Here is a 24,185-nt window from a genome sequence, read left to right on the forward strand (position 1 = left end):
ATAGATTAACCAGTGCCTACCCTTTGATATATAGGACTAAAAGTGCATTAACTGGATTAATGTAACATGAGATTCAAACTGTGATAGAGCTCTTGCGTTAATCCAGCTCAAATCAATTCAATCTGCGGTGGCTGTGTTAATATCCACAAAAAATAAAATGGATAGAACATGAAAATCGTAGCGGTGACAGCATGCCCTACAGGCATCGCTCATACCTATATGGCGGCAGATGCACTCATGAAAGCTGCGCCAAAACATAACGTGCAAATTAAAGTAGAAACGCAAGGTGCGATGGGGATAGAGAATCAGCTCACTCCTCACGATATTGCTCAAGCGGATCGGGTTTTGATCGTGTCGGATATTGAGATAGAACAACCAGGCCGATTCGAAGGGACGCGCAAAATTCAAATCCCCATTGAAGAGGTTTTGCTGAACGTCGACAAAGTATTCCTCGTCCACTGCCGCGACTAAATTTGCAGATGAACGAATACCAAATCACCTTTTTCGTCGATAATGCAAATGCCAGTGCGCACCTTGCTCAGCCACTCAATCGAGTGGCAAAGAAGTTCAAAAGTACCTTACATATCATTAATGTAACGCAAAATCGTGTTGCGGAACTCACCAAGTCCGTGGCGATTTTGCAAGCAGGTCTACAACAAGGTGATTTGTGTCAAATCACAGCGATTGGCATTGACGCAGAGCTGGCCTGCTTCGTCATCAAAGACATGATTGCTGAACACTTTACGGTGGTGGGATCTCATATCAACTATGAGTTTTCTAGCCAACTGGCCGAGCGTTTACCGCAAATTTGCCCACCTTGTGAAATCAAATGGCACTACGCCAAAGCGCATACCGAGCTCACCAAGTTTGAATGTCTTAAAGGATTAGCTCAGCTGATCCACCCCATTCATCCCGACGAACTGATTCTTGCTTTTATTAAACGCGAAGAACGTTCATCAACTTGCGTGACTCCGGGGATCGCTCTACCGCATGTGATGTTTTCAGGTGTTGACCACATTTCCATTGCCGTTATTGCAAATGAAAAGTCGATGGATTGGGCTTCAAAGATGGGTGATGTTCATCTGACTATAGCACTGGTGATGCCAGAAAGGCCGACCCGAGATCAGATCATTGCGGCTACTAACCTCACACGAAATCTGCTTACCGATCAAATAGCGGAACGCCTACTACTAACAAAAAGCAGCGTCGACTTACAAGCGCTGCTGATGTACGCCATGTCGAGGCTGCTCGCCTAAACTTCTCTATAATTTACGCACTCTGACTGAAGGCTTAAATCGAACCACGATATTCCGTCGGCGTTCTTCCTGTACGGTTCTTAAATACTCGGCAGAAATAGTTCACGTCTTTAAATCCACAGCGCACTGACACGTCATTGAGTTTGAAGTTGTATTTTTTGAGCATAAACTTCGCACGATCCACGCGTACCCAAGTAATGTAGTCTGCCAAGGTCATGTGCCCCTGCTGACGGAACAAGCGCGACAAATGGTTCGAGGAAATACTGAATCTCAACGCAATGCTGTCACGTGTGATTGGGCGATGGAAGTTCTCTTGAATGTAGATACAAATCCCTTGATAGAGATCTTGCACACGGCTATGTGACTGCTGCTCGACTGGTGCATCCAACATCGTCTTCGCGTATTGCAGTAATGCTTGCAGTAAAAGCTCATCCATTGGTTTTTTAGTATTCTCACGAGCCAGTGAGCTCAACGCTTCTAAGATGTTATCTATCGCAAATCCTGAGCGTGTTTGGATGCTATGCTTTTGAATATCGTAAAAGTTTGCCTCACCTTTGCGTTTGCTCACCAAACTTAACCCAAGTTGTCGACGCCCAAACAAAATACTTAACACTGAGCAATCGGTATCCCAGTCTGGTTTATTCCAACAGTTAGGTGGAATAAATATCGCGTCGCCTTTTTTAGCAACGATGTGCGTTACTTTTCGATCATGACTTTCCATTTCATTAATATATTCCCCATCCAGAACTAACTCTAGGCGAGGGAAATTAACTTGATAGCTAAATTCAGGCGGCGTATGAAAATCTCCTGCAAACCAAATATTATGAAATGGCTCTCTTTCATTTAATACCGCTGAAATTAAATCATGAAAAATCATTGTCTCACACTCTATATATGCATCAATGATGCTATTTACTATAGATATACACCGGACTGGATTTTTGTGCTATTGAGCAAAATCACACTTCCATTTTAATGTTACAAAAACCCAGTTAACGCATCAATTTTCCAGTAACAAAAACTCTATCAAAAACACTCAATCCCTTTTTAAATGGGAGCAAAGCCACATTTCACTTATCGTTTAGCTTCTTATCCATCATGTCACAGATATGCAGCTAGATTTGTCCAGTGAACGATCTAAATCACACTATAGTTAGTCGGTTACAATCCTCCAGTAAATGCATTTTTTATTCACTACAGTCTTTTTCTCAGTAATTTAAAAATACCTCTGAAATAAAAATTATATTTATAGGGGTTCGATAATGATCACCAAACTAATAAATGAATACTTAATTAAGCTTGATCTTAAAGCGTCTTCAAAAGAAGACGTATTTAAAGAACTGGTTGCAGTTCTACACGCCCAAGGTCGTATTTCAGACCAAGAGCAATTTCTAACAGATATAAAAGCACGTGAAGAATTAGGTAATACCGGATTTGAGGATGGCGTTGCTATCCCACACGCAAAAAGTGCAGCAGTCATTGAACCAGCGGTTGTGATCGGCGTAAGCAAATCAGGTATCGAGTACGGCGCGGAAGACGGTTTACCTTCAAAGCTGTTCTTCATGATCGCTTCTCCAGACGGTGGCGATAACCACCACATCGAAGTACTTGCAGAACTGTCTTCAAAACTGATTGAAGATGGTTTCATCGATGCGTTTTTAGGTGCAGCAAACAGCCAAGACGCACTGGCACTTCTACTTGCTAAAGAAGAGCCTCAAGCAGTGACAGACGCACCAGCAAACCAAGGCTTCATCATTGGTGTTACTGGTTGTCCTGCGGGCGTAGCGCACACTTACCTAGCGGCAGAAGCGCTAGAGAAAGGTGCAGCGGCGATGGGTTACGAAATCAAGGTTGAAACGAACGGTTCAATCGGTGTGAAAAACAGCCCAACCGCAGAAGAAATCGAACGTGCAGACGCAATCATCGTAGCGTGTGACAAAAAAGTCGACATAAACCGCTTTGCGGGCAAACGCGTGGTTAAAACTAACGTAAAAGCCCCTATCCGCGATGCTCAAGGTCTGATTAACGAAGCGTTAAGCGCTCCAGAATACCAAGCAGAAGCAAGCAGCAATGCACAAGCGTCTGTTGCAAACAAAGCCTCTCAGGCTCGCTCTGATCTGTACCGCTACTTGATGAACGGCGTATCACACATGATCCCATTCGTTGTAACAGGTGGTCTGTTGATTGCACTTGCTCTTGCAGTCGGTGGTCAACCAAGTGAAGCGGGCATGGCAATTCCTGAAGGCAGCATGTGGAACCAAATCCTCAACGTAGGTGTGGTTGCCTTTACGCTGATGATCCCAATCCTTGCCGGTTACATTGCTTACGCGATTGCTGACCGCCCAGCTCTAGCTCCTGGCTTGATCGGTGGTTGGATTGCAAACAACGGTTCTTTCTACGGCGCAGACGCTGGTACAGGCTTTATCGGTGCCATCATCGCAGGTCTGCTTGTGGGTTACTTCGTGAAGTGGATTACGTCGATTAACTACCACAAATTCATCCAACCTTTGGTGCCAATCATGATCGCACCAATCACAGGTTCGCTATTCATCGCAGGTCTATTCATCTTCGTTATCGGCGCGCCAATCGCAAGCCTAATGGACGGTCTGACTGCGCTACTAACTAGCATGAGTACAGGTAACGTCGTTCTACTGGGTATCGTACTTGGTGGTATGGCTGGCTTCGATATGGGTGGTCCATTCAACAAGGTCGCATTCCTATTCTCTGTGGGCATGATTGCGAGCGGTCAAACTCAATTTATGGGTGCGATGGCGTGTGCAATCCCTGTTGCTCCTCTAGGCATGGCACTGGCAACGGCGCTTGGTCGTAAGTTCGACCTGTTCGAAGAATCAGAAACCGAAGCAGGTAAAGCAGCAGGTGCAATGGGTCTGGTTGGTATCTCTGAGGGTGCTATTCCGTTCGCAGCGCAAGATCCAATGTCAGTGATTCCTGCAAACGTACTTGGCTCAATGGTGGCGGCAGTAATGGCGTTCTCATTCGGCATCACCAACAGCGTTGCTCACGGCGGTCCAGTTGTCGCTCTACTTGGCGCGATGAACCACCCAGTCCTTGCTCTGATTTGTATGGCAGCTGGCGCAACGGTTACCGCAGTAACGTGTGTAACGTTGAAGAAAGTACGTAAAGCAAAAATGATGCAAGCAGCCGCTTAATCACCCCTACCCCCAAATGGCTCCTATGGCTTGGGCAATGTCGCCCAAGCCATGATTTTCTCTCATGGTGACACTCTATGTCTGATTTAACGATGTCCGATACACAAACGATTCAAACTCAAGCTAAGCATCCGATGTTTTTCCTGATGAACAACGTGATTCAAAACTACGCTTGGGGCAGTACTACTTCTGTTAACCAACTATTTGGCATTGAAAACCCAACGGGCGAACCACAAGCAGAAGTATGGATGGGCGCGCATCCAAACGGTTGCTCATTGGTGATGGTAAACGGTGAGGAGACCAAACTCTCTTCACTGATTGCTCAAGACATGAATGCCTTTCTGAGTGAAGAAGTCACAAACCGTTTTGGTGAACTTCCATACCTGTTTAAAGTGCTTGCCGCTGAGAAAGCACTGTCGATTCAGGTTCACCCAAACAAACAACAAGCAGAATTAGGCTTTGCACTGGAAGAAAAACAAGGCATTCCCCTAACCGCTGCAAACCGTAACTACAAAGATCCAAACCACAAACCTGAGTTGGTTTACGCGCTAACCGAATACCAAGCGATGAATGGCTTCCGCCCAACAAGTGAAATCATCAGCTTCTTCTCTGAGTTGGCGATTCCTGAGCTGCAAGGCTTAGTGGATGACCTTATCGCAAACCAAACGCCAACTGGCTTGGCGACTTTCTTCTCGGGTCTACTATCACTAGAAGGCGAACAGAAAGAGATGGCGTTGACGGTGCTATTGGCTCAAGCTCGCATCACCGACTTACCTCTGTTCAACCTTATTCTTGAGCTAGAGAAGCAATACCCTGGCGATATTGGTTTGTTTGCACCACTGATGCTTAATGTCATTACCCTACAACCGGGTGATGCCATGTTCTTGGATGCAGAAACGCCACACGCTTACTTGAAAGGTACGGGTCTTGAGATCATGGCGAACTCAGACAACGTATTGCGCGCGGGTCTGACACCAAAATACATGGACGTGAAAGAGCTCGTTGCATGCACACGCTTCAACGAGAAGCCGTTCGACAGCCTATTGCTCGCACCAAACGAAATCGACGATATGTTGGAATACCCAATTCCTGTGGACGATTTCAAATTCGCCATCGTTAAACAAGCTCACCAGCGTACTCTAGAAGTTCAAACCGCTGAGATCCTTATGCCTCTGGATACCAAACTTGTGCTAACTCACGCAAACGGTGAAACATGCGTGGTTGAAAAAGGACAATCAGTTTTCATTCCGGCTTACGCAAAACAGGTCACTTTGGATTGTGAAGGTCGTGTTGCGCGCGCTCACAGTTAGTGAACGCTAATTAAGCTTCCTTCATACTGTTACATTTTATAGTTCAGCCAATAACCGCCGTTATTGGCTTTTGATATTCATTCATCCTAGTTTTATATTGATATATTGGAGAGCTAAATCACACTTAGCTCTCAGTGATACAAAAATATAGTTATTGGATTTTTTTTACTATTTCAGAAAACCGTAACATTAATTAAATTTGCCTCATTACTTCAGTACCAATGAGTCAAAAAATGATTACAGAACTAACAAACGTCAATTTAATTAAAGACAACCTTCAAGCAAATAATAAAAAAGAAGTCTTTGAAGAGCTAGCGCAAATGCTATTCGAAAATAATCGAATCAGCAGCAGAGAGGCTTTTTTAACCGACATCGAAGCACGTGAAGCATTAAGCGTGACTTCAATGGACGGCATCGCTTACCCACACGCAAAAAGCAAAGCGGTTACAGAGCCTGCAATCGCTGTTGGCGTAAAGCGCGAAGGCATCGAGTATGGCGACGAAGAGGGAGTCAAACCGACCGTATTCTTCATGATTGCCTCACCAGATAACGGTGCCGACCACCATATTTATGTTCTTCAAGAATTGTTCGGTAAATTTAGCGAAGAGTTTATTGAAGATATTCATAACGCAAAAGACGAAAACCAAATACTAAATATTTTAATTAATTCATAAGGCGTGAAATTATGAGTACAATCACAGCTCAAGCTAGTAATAATAGCGATTTCAAAAAAATCCTAAGTACCATGAAAGGTCACCTTTTATTCGGTACTTCTCACATGCTTCCATTTATCGTTGCGGGTGGTGTACTACTGGCGCTAGCGGTAATGGCATCAGGTAAAGGTGCGGTTCCAGCAGACGGTTTATTGGCTGATATTTCTAATATCGGTATTAAAGGTCTGGTGCTGTTCCCAATTATTCTTGGTGGCTTCATCGGTTACTCAATTGCAGACAAACCAGCTCTAGCACCAGCGATGATCTCTTCTGGCATCATGGCTGACATGGGCGGCGGCTTCCTTGGTTGTATCGTAGCGGGCTTCATCGCAGGTGGTGTGGTATTCCAACTTAAGAAGATCCCTCTTTCTGCTAACATGACTGCGTTGGGCGCTTACTTCATCTACCCTCTACTAGGTACGCTTATCTCTGCAGGTATCGTTCTATGGGGTATCGGTGAGCCAATCAAGATCTTCATGGCTTCTATGAACGAATTCCTAGCTTCTATGGCTGGCGCTTCTAAAGTGGTTCTAGGTACGATTCTTGGTGGTATGACTGCTTTCGATATGGGCGGTCCAATCAACAAAGTAGCAACACTATTCGCTCAAACTCAAGTTGATACTCAACCATGGCTAATGGGTGGTGTTGGTATCGCAATCTGTACGCCTCCTCTAGGTATGGCACTAGCAACATTCCTATTCAAGAAGAAGTTCACTAAGCAAGAACAAGAAGCAGGTAAAGCAGCAGCAATCATGGGTTCTATCGGTATCTCTGAAGGTGCTATCCCATTCGCAGCAAACGACCCTGTACGCGTTCTTCCTTCAATCGTTGCTGGTGGTATCGTTGGCTGTGTGTTCGGCTTCCTAACAGACGTACTACTGCACGCATCATGGGGCGGTCTAATCACAGCTCCTGTATCAAGCAACATCCCAATGTACGTTGTGGGTATCGCACTAGGCTCACTAACAACAGCAGTTATCGTTGGCTTCTGGAAACCAGTTGCTGAAGAAGAAGCAGAAGACGAAATCGTTGAAGCAGCACCTGCACAAGCTCAAGCGGCTCCAGCAGCAGGCGAAGGCGAGTACGACATCGTAGCAGTAACATGTTGCCCATCTGGCGTAGCACACACATTCATGGCAGCGAAAGCACTAGAGAAAGCAGGTGCAGCAGCGGGTCTGAAAATCAAAGTAGAAACTCAAGGTCAAAACGGTATCCAGAACCGCATCACTGACCTAGATGTAGCAAACGCGAAGCTGGTTATTCTAGCTCACGATATCCAAGTAAAAGACGCTCACCGCTTTGCAAAAGCAAACGTTGTTGAGTGTTCAACGAAAGAAGCGATGCGTAACGCAGCGACTCTTGTGAAAGCTTAAACCTTAAGCTCCTCCCCCTAAGAGCCCTTTCCCCCAAAGGGCTCTATTTCAAGTTTTTAAGTTTTAGTAATACCCCTGATTTTTTTAATTATATAACCCTACAATTTACAAGGCTTTAAAAATGAAATTCAAACCTTCCCTACTCGCTTGCGCAGTTTTAAGTGGTCTAGTCGGTCTGACTGGCTGTAACGACGACACAACCAACATTTATGAAGGCGGTGACACCAACCCCGCACTGCCGGATATTCCTGACGGCGGCAAGCCAGTATGTCCTCCAGTTGGCGATGGCGACTGCGATGACAAGCCAAACCCAGAAACACCTGAAATCGACATGGGCGTTCACATTCCGGTAGATTTCGCCGATATGGACGTAACACGCTACGTCAACCCATTCATCGGCACAGGTAACCTAGGCAACACCTACCCTGGTGCAACCACACCACACGGCATGGTGCAGCTTTCTCCAAACAACGGTTCTAACGGCTGGGAATACATTTCAGGCTACTACTACCACGACGCACGTACTTCCGGTTTCTCTCATACCCACCTTTCCGGAGCAGGTGCTGGCGACTTGAACGACATTCTCGTCATGCCAATCAACTCGCGTTCGGATTACATGATTGATGAAGGTTCGGCAACGCTAAACCTAGAAGCGTCTCGCTTCCAACATCGTGACGAGCAAGCGACGGCAGGCTACTACAAAGTCGATCTATTGGATTACGACATCAAAGCTGAGTTGACGGCGTCAGATCGCGTTGGTGTACACCGTTACACCTTCCCTCGTGATGAGAAGTCAGAAATCATCGTGAACACTGGCTTCAAAATTAACTGGGACTACACCTCTGATTCTTACTTGAAATGGGACAAAGACAATAACCGTCTTGAAGGTCACCGTTTCTCTGACGGCTGGGCACCAAGCCAAAAAGAATTCTTCGTGATGGAATTCGACCAACCAATCAAAAACGTTCGCTTTGCTTACTACGATAAAGAGCAAGGTCGTTACATGGACGTGCCAGAAGGCATTACGGAAATCGGTAACGAAACACGTGGCAAGTATCAATACGCACGCGCTTACGTTGAGTTCGACACATCCAAAGACGGCTTAACGGTTGAAGCGAAATTGGCGCTATCAAACGTTGAAATCGGCGAGAATGGCAAGTCTGGTGCTTCTCTTAACATGACAGAAGTTGCGGGCATGAACTTCGACCAAGCGACGGTAGACATTGGTTCTGGCACCTTCACGGTAACGGCTGAGAACAACGGTCCAGACAACATGTACATCAAAGAAGTAACCATCAACGGTAAGCCTCTGGATGTTTACAACACCTTCCAGCACAGCGAATTCAAAGCAGGCGGCGAACTGCACTTCGTGATGACGGCTGACAAGTCTGAAGCAATGCAAGCCAACCTAGGCGAATAATGATTTTGAGGGGACCTCGTGTCCCCTTTTCTCGTGGAATAAAAACAATGAAACTAAAAAGAACCCTACTCTCTACCGCAGTGTTAACCGCCATGCTTGGTCTTGCTGGTTGTGGCAGCGACTCTGATCCAGAAACTCCAGTTATCTCTACCCCTACTTTGGAATTCGTTGATACCTTGATCGGCACTAAAGGTCTTGGCAACGTAAACCCATCTCCAGTCATGCCAGAAGGTATGATTCAACCGTCACCAGATAACTTCGATCCAAACGGTTGGAATGGCAAAGGCTCGCCTGTTGAATACGATCCTGTGCACAGCCTGCTTTCTGGCTTCTCAATGACCCACATTTCCGGCGCAGGTAAAGGCGACCTAAACGACTTCGCTTTCTTGCCATACACAGGCTTTAATACCGATGCCGTGACCATGGATAAAAGCTCGGAAGTGGCAGAAGTTGGTTACTACTCGGTTGATCTTGTAGAAACCGGCGTAAAAGCTGAACTGTCTGCAACCGACCGCGTGGCGTTCCAACGTTACACCTTCAAACCAGGTGAAGACCGCAAAGTACGTATCGATCTTCAACACAAACTGTTGGAGCAATACGGCAACCACTCTCGCAGCATCTACTACAAACGCGTTAACGACAACACCGTCGTAGGCGCGCGTACCTCAAACGAATGGGGTCAATGGCAAACTGTGTTCTTCGCGGCGGAATTCTCTGATCCAATCATTGAAGAAAACCTGTACACAAAGCTGGCTTCTGAGAGCAAACTGACTCCAACTGACGCTACCGAAGTCGGCTTGGAAGATTATCGTGGTTACGCAGAGCACAAACCAATGCCGGGCGAACCAGAACCTGACCCAGAACGCTTGGCAAAACGCGCAAACGATGTCCTGACACATTTGAACTTTGGTAAGAGCGATGAGCCATTGGTGGTCAAAGTAGCGATTTCTGGCACTGGCGTTGACGGCGCACTGAAAAACCTAGAAGCAGAAACTAACGGTTGGGACTTCGACAACGTCGTACAACAAAACCGCGTGGCTTGGGAAAACATCCTTGGCGAGTTTGAACTGGAAGGCGGCAACAAAGCCGACAAGACCATGTTCTACACCTCGCTCTACCGTACGTTTGTTGCTCCATTCCTATACCAAGACGTGGATGGCAAATACCGTGGCATGGATGGCAAAGTGCACCAAGCAGAAGATGGCTTAGTGAACTACTCGGTATACTCAATGTGGGATACCTTCCGCGCCGCACACCCACTGAAAACCATCATCGATAAAGACCGCGCAATTGAACACGCACGCGATCTATTGAACAAATACCAAACGGGCGGCGTACTACCAAAATGGGAACTGCACTCGGATTACACCGGTGAAATGGTCGGTCACCCTGCGGTCTCGGTTATTGCCGATATCATGGTCAAACACCCAGAAGCCTTTACTGCTGCTGAGTTTGATTTGGCGTTGAAAGCCGCTGACGAAACGGTCAACTTCAACCTTGATAAAACTGAAAGCTGGGTGCCTTACCAAGATGCTTGGAACGGTGACAAACGCTTCACGGTCATGACACGTCATAACGACTACCAAGAAGACGTCGGCTTTATTCCAGCTAACACCAAATGGGCGCCGGACTCTGGCGACAAACCGGGTTATGTGGAAGGCTTGAAAGTCGACAAATACGACGAGCTTGTGAACGAGTCGGTGTCTTACGGTCTTGAGAATGCTTACTACGACTGGTGTATCGCTCAGATCGCTAAACTTGCGGGCAACGACCAACAGTACGACCGCTACATGGCGCGTTCTGAATCGTTCAAGAACTACTTCGATTACAACCCAGAGCAATACGGCAAACTGCAAGACACCAAAGGCAACGCATTGGGTGCGACAGGCTTTATGCGTCCGGCTTACATGAACAGTGGCAGCAAGGTTTGGGCAAACAACCTGAAAGCAGAATGTTTGGACGAGAACATGGCGCTGTCTATCCCAGACGGTATGGACTACAACGCGTGTAAAGACCGCAAAGCACTCAATGAAAGTGACGTGTTCTGGCCTTACCGTGCTGAGCACCGAGGCGAAGACTTCACCGAAGGCAACACATGGCAATGGACATGGTTTGCACCGCACAACTTGAACGGTCTGGCTAACGTGATGGGTGGCGAGCACATCGACCGCACTGACTTCTCTCTTCCTGAAAACGTAACCGAACAAGGCAAAGCGGCATTCCTCGCTAACTTGAATGCGCTGTTTAATGCGGACTCCAACGCCGATACGAGCCAATCACACGATATGTCGGGCTACATCGGTCAGTTCGTGATGGGTAACGAGCCAGATCATCACGTGCCTTACCTTTACAACTGGACGGCTGAGCCTTGGAAGACACAAGAAATTGTCGATCAAGCGATGAACGAGTTCTACCACCCAACCCATGAAGGTCTGATTGGTAACGAAGACGTCGGTCAGATGTCGGCTTGGTATGTGATGTCTGCATTGGGCTTCTATCAAGTCACACCGGGCGAAGCAAGCTACACCATCGGTCGTCCTCTGTTCGACAAAGCCGTGATTCCAGTCGCGGACGGTAAATTCACCATCACCTCAGAAAATAACAGCCAAGAGAGCATCTACGTTAAGTCAGTGACCATCAACGGCAAACAATTGAGTGACAACTTCAGCTTCGCGCACAGCGATTTGAAAGACGGTGGAGAGCTGCATTTCGTCATGACTTCAGACAAATCTGAAGCGATGAAAGCGCAGTAGCCGATACCCATCCAAATAACGAAAGGGGGCACCTAGCCCCCTAAAAAACTTCACTTCAGTGGAACCATAAAAATGAAACTAAAAAGAACCCTTATCTCTACCGCTATACTCGCTGCCATGTTTGGTCTTGCTGGTTGTAACAGTGATGACGACAACAGCAAATCTGGTACTCCATCCCTCGACACCACACTAACTCAATACGTCAATCCATTGATTGGTACAGGCGCAGATGGTCACACCTTCCCGGGGGCGGTTGTGCCTTACGGTTTGGTACAACTTTCTCCTGATACCGAAATGGAAGGTTGGGGCTCTGCTGCAGGTTACTTCGACCACGGCAAGCTGACTGAAATCCCTGTATATGGCTTCTCCCACACTCACCTTTCCGGCACAGGCATTACCGACCTTGGTGATATCTTAGTTCTGCCTTTCACCAAGAAAGAAAACGCCGTTTTCAACACCTTCGATAAAGACAACGAAACGGCAGAAGCGGGCTACTACGCAGTTGAACTGAACAAAGGCGAAATCAAAGCTGAGCTAACCACCACGCAACGTGTTGGCTTCCACCGCTACACCTTCAAAGAAGGCACTACGCCACACATCAAGTTCGATTTAGACCACACTCTCAACAAAGGTCACTTCAACAACCGCACCATGAAGGGTGATTTGGAGTTCATCGACGCTTACACCATCCGCGGTTTACGTAGCTCGAATGGCTGGGCGAACAACCAGCACGTGTACTTCTACGCCACCTTCAACCAACCTATCGTCAAAGCCATTGCTTTAGTTGACGGCGCAGAAACGGAAATCGATGTAAACAACGACAACATCGACGCAGTGAAAACCATCGCTTACCTAGAATTCGCACCATCATCAACACCGTTAGAAATCCAAGTAGGCTTGTCACCAACAGGCACAGAAGGTGCGGAGAAGAACCTAGAAGCAGAAGCGAAAGACGTGTCATTTGATACTGCGCGCGCTCAAGCCAACGACGCATGGCACCAAGAGCTTAGCCGCATGATGGTATCTGGCGGCACGGAAGATCAGAAAGAGATCTTCTACACCGCGCTTTACCACGCTTCTATCGCGCCAATGATTTTCCAAGATGTCGACGGTCAATACCCTGCGATGCGTACTCGCATTCAAAAAGACGCGGGCGACACACCAAACTACTCTGTGTACTCCATGTGGGATACCTTCCGCGCAGCGCACCCACTGAAAACCATCATCGATCCGGAACGTGCCGAAGAGTTTGCCAACGACCTGATTCGTAAATACGAAGACGGTGGCATTCTGCCGAAATGGGAACTGCACAGCCACTACACAGGCACTATGATCGGCTTCCCTGCGGTTTCTATCATTGCTGACGCGATGGCGAAAGGTTTAGACATCGACCCACAACTTGCCAAAGAAGCGGCTGAGTTTACGGTGCGTTACCACGAGGCGTCGGAATTCCCAGATTGGACGGAAGACAACAACATCGGCGCAGCAAACGTTGTGCAAGTGAAGGTGTACGAAGAAAATGGCTTTGTTCATCACGGTTATTGGAACAGTGCATCTTACACGCTTGAGTTTGCTTACGGCGACTGGGCAATGGCAGAAATCGCGCGCATGGCTGGCGATGTAAAACTGCAAGAAGAGTTTATGACTCGTGCCGACAACTGGCTTAACCATTGGGATGCAGAGACGGGCTTCTTACGTCCGAAAAACCACCCGCTAAGCTCATCACCAAACAAACCACCTTTGGAGTTCAACCAACCAATTGATGAAGATCGTTTGGATGAGTGTGAAATGGTTGAGTGGCCAGAAGGCTCAGGTGTGATGAAAGAGAAATGCCCGCTGCTACCATTCGACCCTTACTACGTGGACGAGTTTGCCTACACCGAAGGGAACGCATGGCAATGGAAGTTCCAACCAATGCACGATTTCAACCGCCTGAAACAAGAAATCTACCAAGCCGACTTGGCGCAAGGCAAAGACACCACGCCAGAGAAAGCGTTCCGTGAAGATTTGGACGAGCTATTTAATGCACGTTCTTCAAACACAGGCGAAGAGCTACCAGACCTAACGGGTTACATCGGTCAGTACATGCACGGTAACGAGCCATCGCACCACATTCCTTACCTATACGCGCTAACGGATGAGCCATGGAAAGCACAAGAGTACCTAGACCGCATCATGTCAGAGATGTACACCAGCGAACCAACTGGTTTGATCGGTAACGAAGACGTGGGTCAGATGAGCTCTTGGTACTTGATGTCGGCAATGGGCTTCTATCAAGTGACGCCTGCGGATCCGGTCTACACCATTGGTCGTCCGATGTTCGATGAAATCACCATTCCAGTGGAGGGCGGCGAGTTCACCGTCATCGCAGACAACAACAGCCCACACAACAAGTACGTGAAGTCCGTAACCATCAACGGCAAACCGCTGGATGCCAACTTCACCTTCAAGCACAGCGAAATCAAAGCGGGCGGCGAGCTTCACTTCATCATGACGGGTGACAAGCAAGAAGCGCTTCAAGCTCAGTAACGTTTTATGTAATTCGTGTTTAAAGAATAAGCAGATAGATTAACTCAGTGGCAGGAAGTGACGCGCTTCCTGCCTAAGGAATCAAGATTATGAACTTTACGAAAACCGCTATCGCCACCGCAGTGATTGCGAGTGTTATTGGTTTGGCTGGCTGCAACGATGACGACGATAACACCTCACCAAGCGTCGATACTTCCAACCTAAAATACGTCGACCCATTCATTGGTACCGGCTTTAACGGACACACCTTCCCGGGTCCTGTTGTGCCAGAAGGCATGGTGCAACTTTCTCCAGATACCGAGCTGATCGGCTGGCACTCTTCATCAGGTTACCACTTCGATAAAAAGACCCTATTTGGCTTCTCCCACACTCACCTATCTGGCACGGGTATGGGCGGCTTAGGTGACATTCTGTTCCTGCCGTTTACCGAAGATAAAGCTAAATACATCGAAGACAGCGACGACTACCGCGAAGCGATTTCGGTCAAGATGGACAAAACCTCTGAAGTGGCAGAAGCAGGTTACTACTCTGTGAAGATTGCAGAAAACGGCATCAAAGCTGAGCTTACTGCTTCTGAACGTGTCGGCTTCCATCGTTACACCTACCCGCAAGGTCAACCACAACGTTTGAAGATTGACCTCAACTCCATCCTCAACAGCGACTGGGGTTCGACCTCTCTGCGCAACAAACTGACGGTGAGCGAAGACGGTCATACCATCACGGGTGAGCGCGATGCAGCGCACTTCTCTGGTTGGGCGAAAAACCAAAAAATCTTCTTCTATGCGACTTTCGATAAGAAGATCAAAGACGTTTACATCCTTGCCAATGGCGAACCTGTTGACGGCCTAACGGCAGAGCACGTTTCTGAATTGATTTACGATGACCAAGGTAATCCAGTTAAGCGTGTCAAAGCGGACGTTACTGCCTACATCGAATTTGAAGATGAAGGCTCACAAGAGTTGAATGCGCAAGTGGCGTTATCTGCGGTTGACCCACAAGGCGCAGAAAACAACTACGATGCCGAAGCGAATGTCTCTTTCGATACTGCGCGCAACAACGCACGTGAGAAATGGGCAAAAGCGCTCAACTTCTCTATCGAAGGGGGCACAGAAGATCAGAAAGAGATCTTCTACACTGCGCTTTACCACACCAAGATTGCGCCGATGGTGCATCAAGATGTAGATGGTCGATTCCGTGGCATGGGCAAAGGCTCGATTCGTGAAGGTGAAGGGGAATACTCCATCGCTTATGGTCAAGCGACAGAAGAGCAGCCAAACTTCTCGGTTTACTCTCTATGGGATACCCAACGTGCATTACACCCACTAAAAACCATCACAGAGCCAACCCGCGCGGTGCAATACGCGAAGAACCTAGTTCAGAAGTACACTGAAAGCGGCTTGCTGCCGAAATGGGAGCACTTAGGTGACGAAACAGGCACCATGGTCGGCTATCCAGCGGTAGCAGTGATTGCGGATGCGATCACCAAATTCCCAGAAGAGTTTACTCAACAAGAGAAAGACCTGGCGCTGAAAGCCGCGATCGACTCTTCGACTTACGACAACTACCCTGCACTGCAAGCCGATTGGGATCAGGGCGTATTGGATCGCACTTTAACCAAGCACATCGACTACATTGAGAAAAACGGCTTCACGCCAGCTATCCAACGTGTCGATGGTGAGCCAGTATTTGAAGACTACACGGTTGAGTCTGTTTCTTACGGTCTGGAAAACGCATTCTACGATTGGGCTATCGCACAAATCGCCAAAGCAGCCGGTGATACTCAAGCGGAAGAGCAATACCTTGAACGCTCGAAAGGCTACAAAAAGTACTTCGATTACAACCCAACGGAGTACGCAGAGCATGGCGTGACGGGCTTTATGCGCCCATTGATGATTGATGAAACCTTCATGACGCCATTCGACCCATACGGTACGGAGCACGAAACAGGCAACTACACCGAAGGTAACGCGTGGCAGTGGACTTGGTTTGTACCGCATGACATCGCAGGCTTAAAAACCATCATGGGTGGCGATGCTGAGTTCCAGAAGAACCTAGAAGCAACCTTCACCGCAGAAAGCCAAGGTACAGAAACACCGGATATGTCTGGTTTGATTGGTCAAGTTGCGTTTGGTAACGAACCTTCGCACCACATTCCTTACCTATTCAACTGGACCGCAGAACCTTGGAAGACACAACAAGTCGTCGACCACATTCTTGATGACATGTACTTTGCAGCGCCAGAAGGCGTCATTGGTAACGAAGACGTAGGCGCCATGTCCGCTTGGTATGTGATGTCTGCATTAGGCTTCTACCAAGTGAACGCGGCAGAACCTATCTACACTGTGGGTCGTCCGCTATTCGACAAAGCGGTGATTCCAGTGAAAGGCGGCACGTTCACCATCACCACAGAGAACAACGCCGATGACAACATGTACATCAAGTCTGTCACCATCAATGGCAAAGCTTTGGATAACGGTTTCTTCTTCGACCATTCCGAGTTCATACCGGGTGGTGAGTTGCACTTCGTAATGACGGGCGAGCAATCTGAAGCGATGAAAGCGCCTCAATAAGCTTCACTTGAAATGTGTTCCTCAGGCTAAAATAGCTTGAGGAATACAGGGGGATTTGATGTGATGAACGTATCTCCTATCTAGCTTCGTTGCGCCAAACTAATGGCGCACTTAGTATGAGTAGAAGTAACGGACAGCGTGTTGACAAAATCGGTCGAACCTTTCCAATGCTGAATTCTGCGATTTGATCTCATATGTAGATAGTCCAAGTCTCAACTCTATCTTAATGCACTTAGTAGCTTTGATGTGATCTTCGCACCTCCCTTCTAGCACCGTTGTACCAAACTAATGGTGCAACCAGTAAGAACAGGAGTAATCATCATGTCTATTAACGTTGTCGCATCGATATAACCAAAAACCTCTTTCAAGTATGCGTGTTGAGTGCTTTGATAATGGCGTATGTCTCCCCAACTTGTGCGTTGTAATTTCGAAGCGTGAGTGAAGCGCCTAGTAGTTGTTTTACGCGATACATAGCGGTCTCCGACGATGAAGGTCTGTGGTAACCATACTTTCGTTCCCACTTTTTTCGAACCATAGAGCTTTTGGTAAAAAAACAACTTTTCAATGTTTCACCTGAGCATAATCGCACCGTCAGCAATATTAATTATGTGTTAGTTAAATTGGTCAAGAGCGGTTCAACTTCAGTTGCAGTCGAAATATTGGAATCAATCTTAACTGTAGGTATGGAAGTCACGGACTTAGGTTGTTTATCTAATGAGTTACTGAGCAAACATCGAGATTTACTTAACCACCTAATTACAAGGTGGTTCAAACCCTAGGTAAAAACCAATAACTGCTTTGCTGTAACAATCAACTAATTGAGTAAGCCAAGGTCGGCCCAATGGCACGCGATGTTCTTCATGTACAGCAAAGAGATCTACTACCGTATGATCTATTTCTACCCTCTCAAAGACGTAAAAACTCAACATCTTTTTTCCCATCCGACGGAACTCTATTTTCACGACTCGCTCCCCCTTCTCCGCGGTCAGTAATTCGAAAGGGACCTTCTTTTTAACCCGTTTCCGAAGGGATTCATAAGTTGGCTATTTGTACTTCGTTCCATTGTTCAGATTATGCTGACGTAATTGCCTTCGCACGCGCTTGTTGGCCCTTCTGATACGCGCTTTTCGCCCAAAGATAACTTTTTCTACAGCTTGTTTCATCAAAGCATCAACGAATGTTGGTTCTTGACTTTACTATTACCCTTATCTTTATTCCTTGGAGCTATACAATCAGATACTCTGAAAACCAACCACCGGTGTATTGATATTGCACTTGGAATAATCTTGTCATATAACCGTTGTAGTACAACACGATGTGGTTCAATAGTCTTTGGAATGATTTTTCGCACTTACAGTGCTAAATAACGAAGAATGCTTAGACGAAAAGTAATTTGAATGGCTATATTGTCAGGAAATGCAGATATATCTCGATATGTTTCTTCATCAACATCGCTGGTATCGACACCCTCTCATTTGGCTCAGGCTTTTCTTGCTGAAGTGCCGACTTCCGATGAAAACTCGAGAACGATTTCTTAGGCATAACAACCCAATTCAGATTCGAGAGGAGGTGAGATCTCTAAGCTTGTTTTAAGTAGGCTTCGAGAGAGCAAATCACACAGGAATGGAAATATTTTTCTTCCATTTAGACAGAGGTGATGTCCTAAACTTTTCGCTGTTTGGGTACCATTCAGTTTTAACATCGTAAGGAGAGTTTGATGAAAGTGGTTCGGTTATCTCTTGGGGAATATCGATGCAAAAGTTTAAGGTTGCTAGAGATAACCTCATCCAGTATTTCTTCCTCTGTAACCAGTTCTAGCTCCAAACCTAACGCAAACGCGCCTTGTACTTTTGCTTCCCATTCACATTGAAATTCCGATTTTGAACTCTCCATATCGGATTTTACTTCATACAGCGTATATTCACCGGTATCAAACTGATACTAGAAAGTCTGGAACATAGGTATGGGTTTTGCTATTGAAGCAGTATGAAAACCGTATCGGCTAGGAGCAAAAACGAACGATGCTAAGCTCGAAATCAAAATGATAACAAGCGGCACATTCTAAAATGATTCTACCGTGACTCTTTTTCCCATCTTAGCACTGACTTAACGGTGTATGTTTTTCACGTGATTTAGTTTAGTTTCGAGCAGGAGTGTCAAACGCAGTTTCAAGTTAAAGCAGGCTGGCTGTAGAAGGGGAAGGTAGAGCAGACATAAAACTGCCTCTTCAAAAATGTCATAAACTTAAAAAGCAATAGACTTATGAAGAGGCAATATCAAATTATGGTTGCTTTTTACACTTGTTACATACAGTCGATTTACTCTTTACCGAACACGTTGTTCTCTTGTTCTTGAACGCGGATGAATGTAGTACGCTTGGTTAGCTCTTTAAGCTTTGCTGCACCTACGTATGTACATGTTGAGCGAACGCCGCCAAGGATGTCTTGAATAGTGCCGTGAACGCTACCACGGTATGGCAATAATACGGTTTTACCTTCAGCCGCACGGTAGCCAGCGACACCACCTGAGTGCTTATCCATCGCGCTCTTCGACGACATGCCATAGAATTTCATGAACTTCTCGCCGTCTTTCTCGATCACTTCGCCGCCTGACTCTTCGTGACCCGCTAGCATCCCGCCTAGCATTACGAAATCCGCGCCACCACCGAATGCTTTCGCTACGTCACCCGCACAAGAACAACCACCGTCACCGACGATCATGCCACCAAGGCCGTGCGCTGCATCACCACACTCGATGATTGCAGAAAGCTGCGGGTAACCAACACCCGTTTTTACACGAGTTGTACATACAGAGCCTGGGCCGATACCCACTTTAACGATGTCTGCACCAGCTAGGATTAGCTCTTCACACATATCACCAGTAACCACGTTGCCTGCAGAAATGACCTTGTCTGGGAACTCAGCTCGCACGCGTTCAACATACTCGACCAAATGCTCTGAGTAACCATTAGCAATGTCGATACAAATGAAAATAAATTCATCTGAAAGCGCCATGATGTCTTTGGTTTTTTGGAAGTCTGCGTCAGATGTTCCCGTAGACACCATAACGTTATTCATGGTTACTTTATCTGCTGATTTAGCAAACTCAGCCCAATCTTCTACCGTGTAATGTTTGTGAACAGCGGTCATTACACCATGCTCAGCCAGCGCTTTAGCCATTGCAAAGCTACCAACCGAATCCATGTTTGCTGCGATTACTGGCACACCAGACCATTGACGACCACTATGCTTGAATGTAAAATCGCGGGTTAAATTTACTTGAGAACGGCTCTTAAGGGTAGAACGTTTCGGGCGAAACAGTACATCTTTAAAACCTAACTTAAGTTCTTGTTCGATACGCATTGTGTAATTCCTTGATTCATATGTATATGTGTCATTCCAGAGTGCGTAGTGATTTCGTTGGCAGACGAGTTCACTGTTCTTCGGACACAAAAAAACCGGAGCGTTGGCAGACGCTCCGGTTTTCAGCATTATAGGCTGTGATTTATTTCCTACAAGTCTGATATTTGAATTTTTTTTGTGATACCATCTTGAAAATCGCATATCAAAAACGCTCCCCAAGTCACCAAAACCTCTTATTATTTATAACTATCAACAACTTGAGAAAGCACTTGAGTTAACCTATTGCGCAAACCTTTGCGTCATATCTTAAAAATTAAAACGCATCACCTCTCAAACCTGCCTAAAACTCAATCACCTAATACTAAGATGCCCTGCTAATTCGTAAAACAGTACTCAAAAAAATCGACCAATTTTCTCAGCAATGCATGAAATCTAATTAATTTCGATAGAGCTCTTGGGTGATAGCGGTACGAAGAGTGCTAACGACATCACTTGCCAAAAGACCAATTTGACCATTCTGACTCACGTTTATATCAGCAGCATGACTGTGAAGTACCACACCTAAACGTGCGGCAACAGAAATTGGTAAACCTTTGGCTAGTAATGCACCAATGACTCCAGATAACACATCTCCCATTCCCCCCGTCGCCATTCCGGCGTTACCCGCTAGACAGACGTACATTCTCGTTCCATCGTAAATAAGTGTCCCCGCGCCTTTTAAAACCACTACACCGCCATAACGCTCTTGCAGTTGTCTTGCAGCAGAGTATCGGTCACTTTCTATTTGTTGAATGGTTACATTTAGTAGTCGAGCAGCCTCTCCAGGATGCGGCGTGATCACTCGATGGTTGTCGTACACCAGAGTGCCATCGCATCGCTGGCTCAGCATCGCTAGAATATTGAGGCCATCAGCATCAACAACTTTAGGTTTCTGCTCTTGAGCCAGATATTGATAGGCTTGATAAGCCCACTCATCATCTCCAAAGCCAGGACCAAACACTAATACGTCAGCCCAGCGAATGCGTTTAGTTAAGTCGTTCTCAGTATCCCTGAGTAAGTCAGCGGTGATGCTCTGGCTCATTACTTCTGGGCAACCAACCTGCAGTGGAATAAGGCTACTCGTGTGAGTAATTGCGGCAGTTAAACCCGCTCCGGCTCTAATCGCAGCGGAGGAACATAAACGAATCGCTCCAGACATCCCTTGGTTGCCACCAACACAAAGCAACTTCCCGTTGTCACCTTTATGGACCGTTGGATTTGGCTTGGGCATTAATCTTGAAACAACCTGATGATCAATACCTAATGCACTTTCTACTTCGATAGTATCAAACTTAGTATTGACGCCTAAACCACAAAAGTAGAGCTCGCCAACGCGATCTCTCGCTTGTCCAGTGCATAAGCCTTGCTTAACCCCAATGAAGGTTACAGTATGCTCGGCACGAATAGCATCACCTAAAACTGCACCTGTATTAGCACACAGACCAGAAGGAATGTCGACTGCAATCACAGGGGCATGAATTTGATTAATTTGGTCAATATAGCGACGATACTCCGAACGAACCTCACCGCTTAAACCAGTACCTAACATGGCATCAATGATCACATCTGCTTCTAGCAATGCGGTATTCCATTCATCCCAATCATTGTTAACACCGTCGATTGACTGCCAATCTTGGTATGCGCGCAAAGCATCACCTTTTAGCGCAGATACATCACCAATTTGGAAAACATGTACATTGAGTTGAGCTTGTTTCGCAAGAGATGCAAATACGTAACCATCGCCACCGTTATTCCCTTTACCGCAAATCACTAGGATATTTTTTGATTTAGGATACAAATGTAAAAAGCGCTCATACACGGCCATACCAGCGCGTTGCATTAAGCTATACATAGAAACACCAGCCATTTGCGCAGCCAGCGTTTCACCGTTTTTTACTTGCTCTGCGGTGTAGAGTTTTAGGGCGAGATTAAAGTCCATATTCACGTTCTACGCATTGGGAAACACAATTATAAGTATACAAAAAAGCCAAGGCGGACCTTGGCTTTTGAGAAAGTTTTTTATCGCTATTGATTCTGAGACATCAGAGCTTCAGCCGTCGCGTCTTGTATAGACAAAAACAACGAGTTGATTTTTCCAGTCGGTGTGCGCATTGGGTTCAACGTAACATTCTGGTACATAAACTCCGCTTGCTGCGTAACTGGTCGAACATTACGACAGCAGAATAAGTAAGGTCGTTGTCGCCATGTGATGAAGCTGCGACAGCCTAGGTCATACACTGGTTTTGTTTTTAATTTAAACCACTCCTGTGGGATTTCAGGGAAGATATCAAATATAGAACGACCAATCGCATCATGAGACTGCAAACCACTGTGATGAGTCATAAACCCATTCCAGACCTGTACATTGTAATCTCGATCAATGACCACTAAGCCCATGTCGACGTTTTGTACCATATCCACCATCCAATGGAATTGTTCAAACTCTGCTGGCATATTCAACATTAGAACTCCTCCATTAGATAAGACAGTTTGTTATCAAGCAGCGGCAAGGATTCATCCACAAACATAAACAACAAGTCACAACGAATCGACGTTCCTTCAATGTTGTAGCTCACTTCGAATGTCATCGTGCGGCTGAATGCTCCAGTTGTAGATTCAATGATCGAGTCAATTGAGATATGCTGACCAAGGAGTACTGGTGGACTTTGGAAGAATCGGACTTCAGACTGCTCGCCTAAACCATTTAAGAACGACCCCACCAAAATATTAGAAATATCCATTAGCAGCTCAAGCTCTTCTAGCTCTTCGCTGTCTGCTGGTACTTTCATCAACTTTTTGAGATCAGATACGCTTGAATCACTCAAAATCACTAGCGCTTCGCCAGCAATACCTTCGCCACAAAATCCCTGACAAACACCCGATACGTTGTCATGCGACGCCAAGTCGCGTAGGGCCATGTGAAGTTCGCTCACTTCAAAGATATTGACGTTCGGCAGAGGTAGTTGCACAAACACATCAAAGTGACGCGCCAACGCATCGGCTGCTCGACCAATTGAAACGTTAGCCACTTCCATGTAAATATCGCGACGACGTAAAATCGGTAACTCAATAGAGACAGGCGTGATAATTTGAGGACGAGGTTCTGGCTCGACCAACTCTTTAAGCGCCTTCTTGAGTTCATCTTTGGCGATCGGTTTTTGAATAAACGCTTTTGCACCCAGTGCGAACACGCGCTCTTTCGCTTTAGGTTGGATATCCCCCGACACCACAACCACCGGAGTTTTATCCCCCAACCGTTGCATGTGCTCTAGTGTTTCAAAGCCATCCATTTCTGGCATGGTCAAATCAAGAAACATCAATTTAAACTCGTTTTTTTCGAGTTCTTCTAGCGCGTTTTTTCCGTGGATAGCAAACGTAATATCGGCATTCAATGTGGCTGGTAGTGATCTCGCCATCTGTTTGCGTGCTAACGCTGAATCATCACAGATGAGTACGGGAAAAGACATTCAATCACCTTTTTATATTCCACAATCTGCGCCGGAGTCTAACAGATTGTTACAGCATGTAATACGAGAAAACTGACGAGTTTTTTATTTCTTTATTATTCAATAAGCATACGCAATATGAATGAATGAGTGAACAAAATGACTAAAAAGCAAGCATCACATTCGCTGTTTAGTGACATAAAACAAACATGGGTAAAACTCCTCCACCAAAAGTAAGCAAAAA

15 protein-coding genes and 1 pseudogene are annotated in these 24,185 nt (G+C 46.3%); 10 read left to right on the forward strand and 6 right to left on the reverse strand.

Annotated features, from left to right (window positions below; translation table 11 throughout):
- Positions 1-168: 168 nt before the first annotated feature.
- Both H9L11_RS22655 and H9L11_RS22660 read left to right on the forward strand, forming a co-directional pair.
- The gene (locus tag H9L11_RS22655; RefSeq protein WP_005463048.1) at positions 169-471 is read left to right on the forward strand and encodes a PTS fructose transporter subunit IIB; all 303 of its coding nucleotides are present in this window, start codon (positions 169-171) and stop codon (positions 469-471) included.
- A gap of 8 nt (positions 472-479) precedes the next feature.
- Entirely contained in the window at positions 480-1,256 is a 777-nt protein-coding gene (locus H9L11_RS22660) for a PTS sugar transporter subunit IIA (RefSeq protein ID WP_033906396.1), read from the forward strand.
- A gap of 34 nt (positions 1,257-1,290) precedes the next feature.
- Here the strand turns inward: H9L11_RS22660 and H9L11_RS22665 are convergent, their stop codons facing one another.
- A complete protein-coding gene (locus tag H9L11_RS22665; protein ID WP_029802624.1) occupies positions 1,291-2,133 on the reverse strand; it encodes an AraC family transcriptional regulator in 843 nt (280 codons plus the stop codon).
- A 385-nt stretch (positions 2,134-2,518) separates the two neighbouring features.
- Here H9L11_RS22665 and H9L11_RS22670 point away from each other — a divergent pair, with 385 nt between their 5' ends.
- From H9L11_RS22670 to H9L11_RS22710, 8 genes are all read left to right on the forward strand, one after another.
- Entirely contained in the window at positions 2,519-4,426 is a 1,908-nt protein-coding gene (locus tag H9L11_RS22670) for a fructose-specific PTS transporter subunit EIIC (RefSeq protein WP_053349240.1), read from the forward strand.
- 77 nt (positions 4,427-4,503) lie between these two features.
- Positions 4,504-5,736, forward strand: a complete 1,233-nt coding sequence (gene manA / locus H9L11_RS22675) for a mannose-6-phosphate isomerase, class I (RefSeq protein ID WP_205391219.1) — start codon at positions 4,504-4,506, stop codon at positions 5,734-5,736.
- A 233-nt stretch (positions 5,737-5,969) separates the two neighbouring features.
- On the forward strand, positions 5,970-6,410 hold the full coding sequence (locus H9L11_RS22680; protein ID WP_205391220.1) for a PTS sugar transporter subunit IIA: 441 nt from the start codon (positions 5,970-5,972) through the stop codon (positions 6,408-6,410).
- Positions 6,411-6,421: 11 nt separating this feature from the next.
- Entirely contained in the window at positions 6,422-7,822 is a 1,401-nt protein-coding gene (locus H9L11_RS22685; protein ID WP_205391221.1) for a fructose-specific PTS transporter subunit EIIC, read from the forward strand.
- Positions 7,823-7,943: 121 nt separating this feature from the next.
- A complete protein-coding gene (locus H9L11_RS22690; protein WP_153015660.1) occupies positions 7,944-9,242 on the forward strand; it encodes a glycoside hydrolase domain-containing protein in 1,299 nt (432 codons plus the stop codon).
- A gap of 47 nt (positions 9,243-9,289) precedes the next feature.
- On the forward strand, positions 9,290-11,995 hold the full coding sequence (locus H9L11_RS22700) for a GH92 family glycosyl hydrolase (RefSeq protein ID WP_205391222.1): 2,706 nt from the start codon (positions 9,290-9,292) through the stop codon (positions 11,993-11,995).
- 72 nt (positions 11,996-12,067) lie between these two features.
- The gene (locus H9L11_RS22705; protein WP_064376238.1) at positions 12,068-14,524 is read left to right on the forward strand and encodes a GH92 family glycosyl hydrolase; all 2,457 of its coding nucleotides are present in this window, start codon (positions 12,068-12,070) and stop codon (positions 14,522-14,524) included.
- An 89-nt stretch (positions 14,525-14,613) separates the two neighbouring features.
- On the forward strand, positions 14,614-17,094 hold the full coding sequence (locus tag H9L11_RS22710; protein WP_064376237.1) for a GH92 family glycosyl hydrolase: 2,481 nt from the start codon (positions 14,614-14,616) through the stop codon (positions 17,092-17,094).
- Positions 17,095-17,458: 364 nt separating this feature from the next.
- Here the strand turns inward: H9L11_RS22710 and H9L11_RS22715 are convergent.
- From H9L11_RS22715 to H9L11_RS22735, 5 genes and pseudogenes are all read right to left on the reverse strand, one after another.
- Positions 17,459-17,639 (reverse strand): annotated as a pseudogene (locus H9L11_RS22715) (IS5/IS1182 family transposase); the annotation flags it as partial.
- Between the two features lie 1,773 nt (positions 17,640-19,412).
- Positions 19,413-20,456: a GMP reductase gene (locus H9L11_RS22720; protein WP_005373458.1), complete on the reverse strand. Its 1,044-nt coding sequence runs from the start codon at positions 20,454-20,456 to the stop codon at positions 19,413-19,415.
- 436 nt (positions 20,457-20,892) lie between these two features.
- On the reverse strand, positions 20,893-22,434 hold the full coding sequence (locus H9L11_RS22725; RefSeq protein ID WP_064376236.1) for a bifunctional ADP-dependent NAD(P)H-hydrate dehydratase/NAD(P)H-hydrate epimerase: 1,542 nt from the start codon (positions 22,432-22,434) through the stop codon (positions 20,893-20,895).
- Between the two features lie 86 nt (positions 22,435-22,520).
- Positions 22,521-22,958, reverse strand: a complete 438-nt coding sequence (locus H9L11_RS22730) for a PAS domain-containing protein (protein ID WP_005373463.1) — start codon at positions 22,956-22,958, stop codon at positions 22,521-22,523.
- Positions 22,958-23,962, reverse strand: a complete 1,005-nt coding sequence (locus H9L11_RS22735) for a response regulator (protein WP_005373466.1) — start codon at positions 23,960-23,962, stop codon at positions 22,958-22,960. The genes H9L11_RS22730 and H9L11_RS22735 overlap by 1 nt, the downstream gene beginning before the upstream one ends.
- Positions 23,963-24,185: the final 223 nt, after the last annotated feature.

This window comes from Vibrio sp. sp1 (genome assembly GCF_016920955.1).
GTDB classification, from domain to species: domain Bacteria; phylum Pseudomonadota; class Gammaproteobacteria; order Enterobacterales; family Vibrionaceae; genus Vibrio; species Vibrio alginolyticus.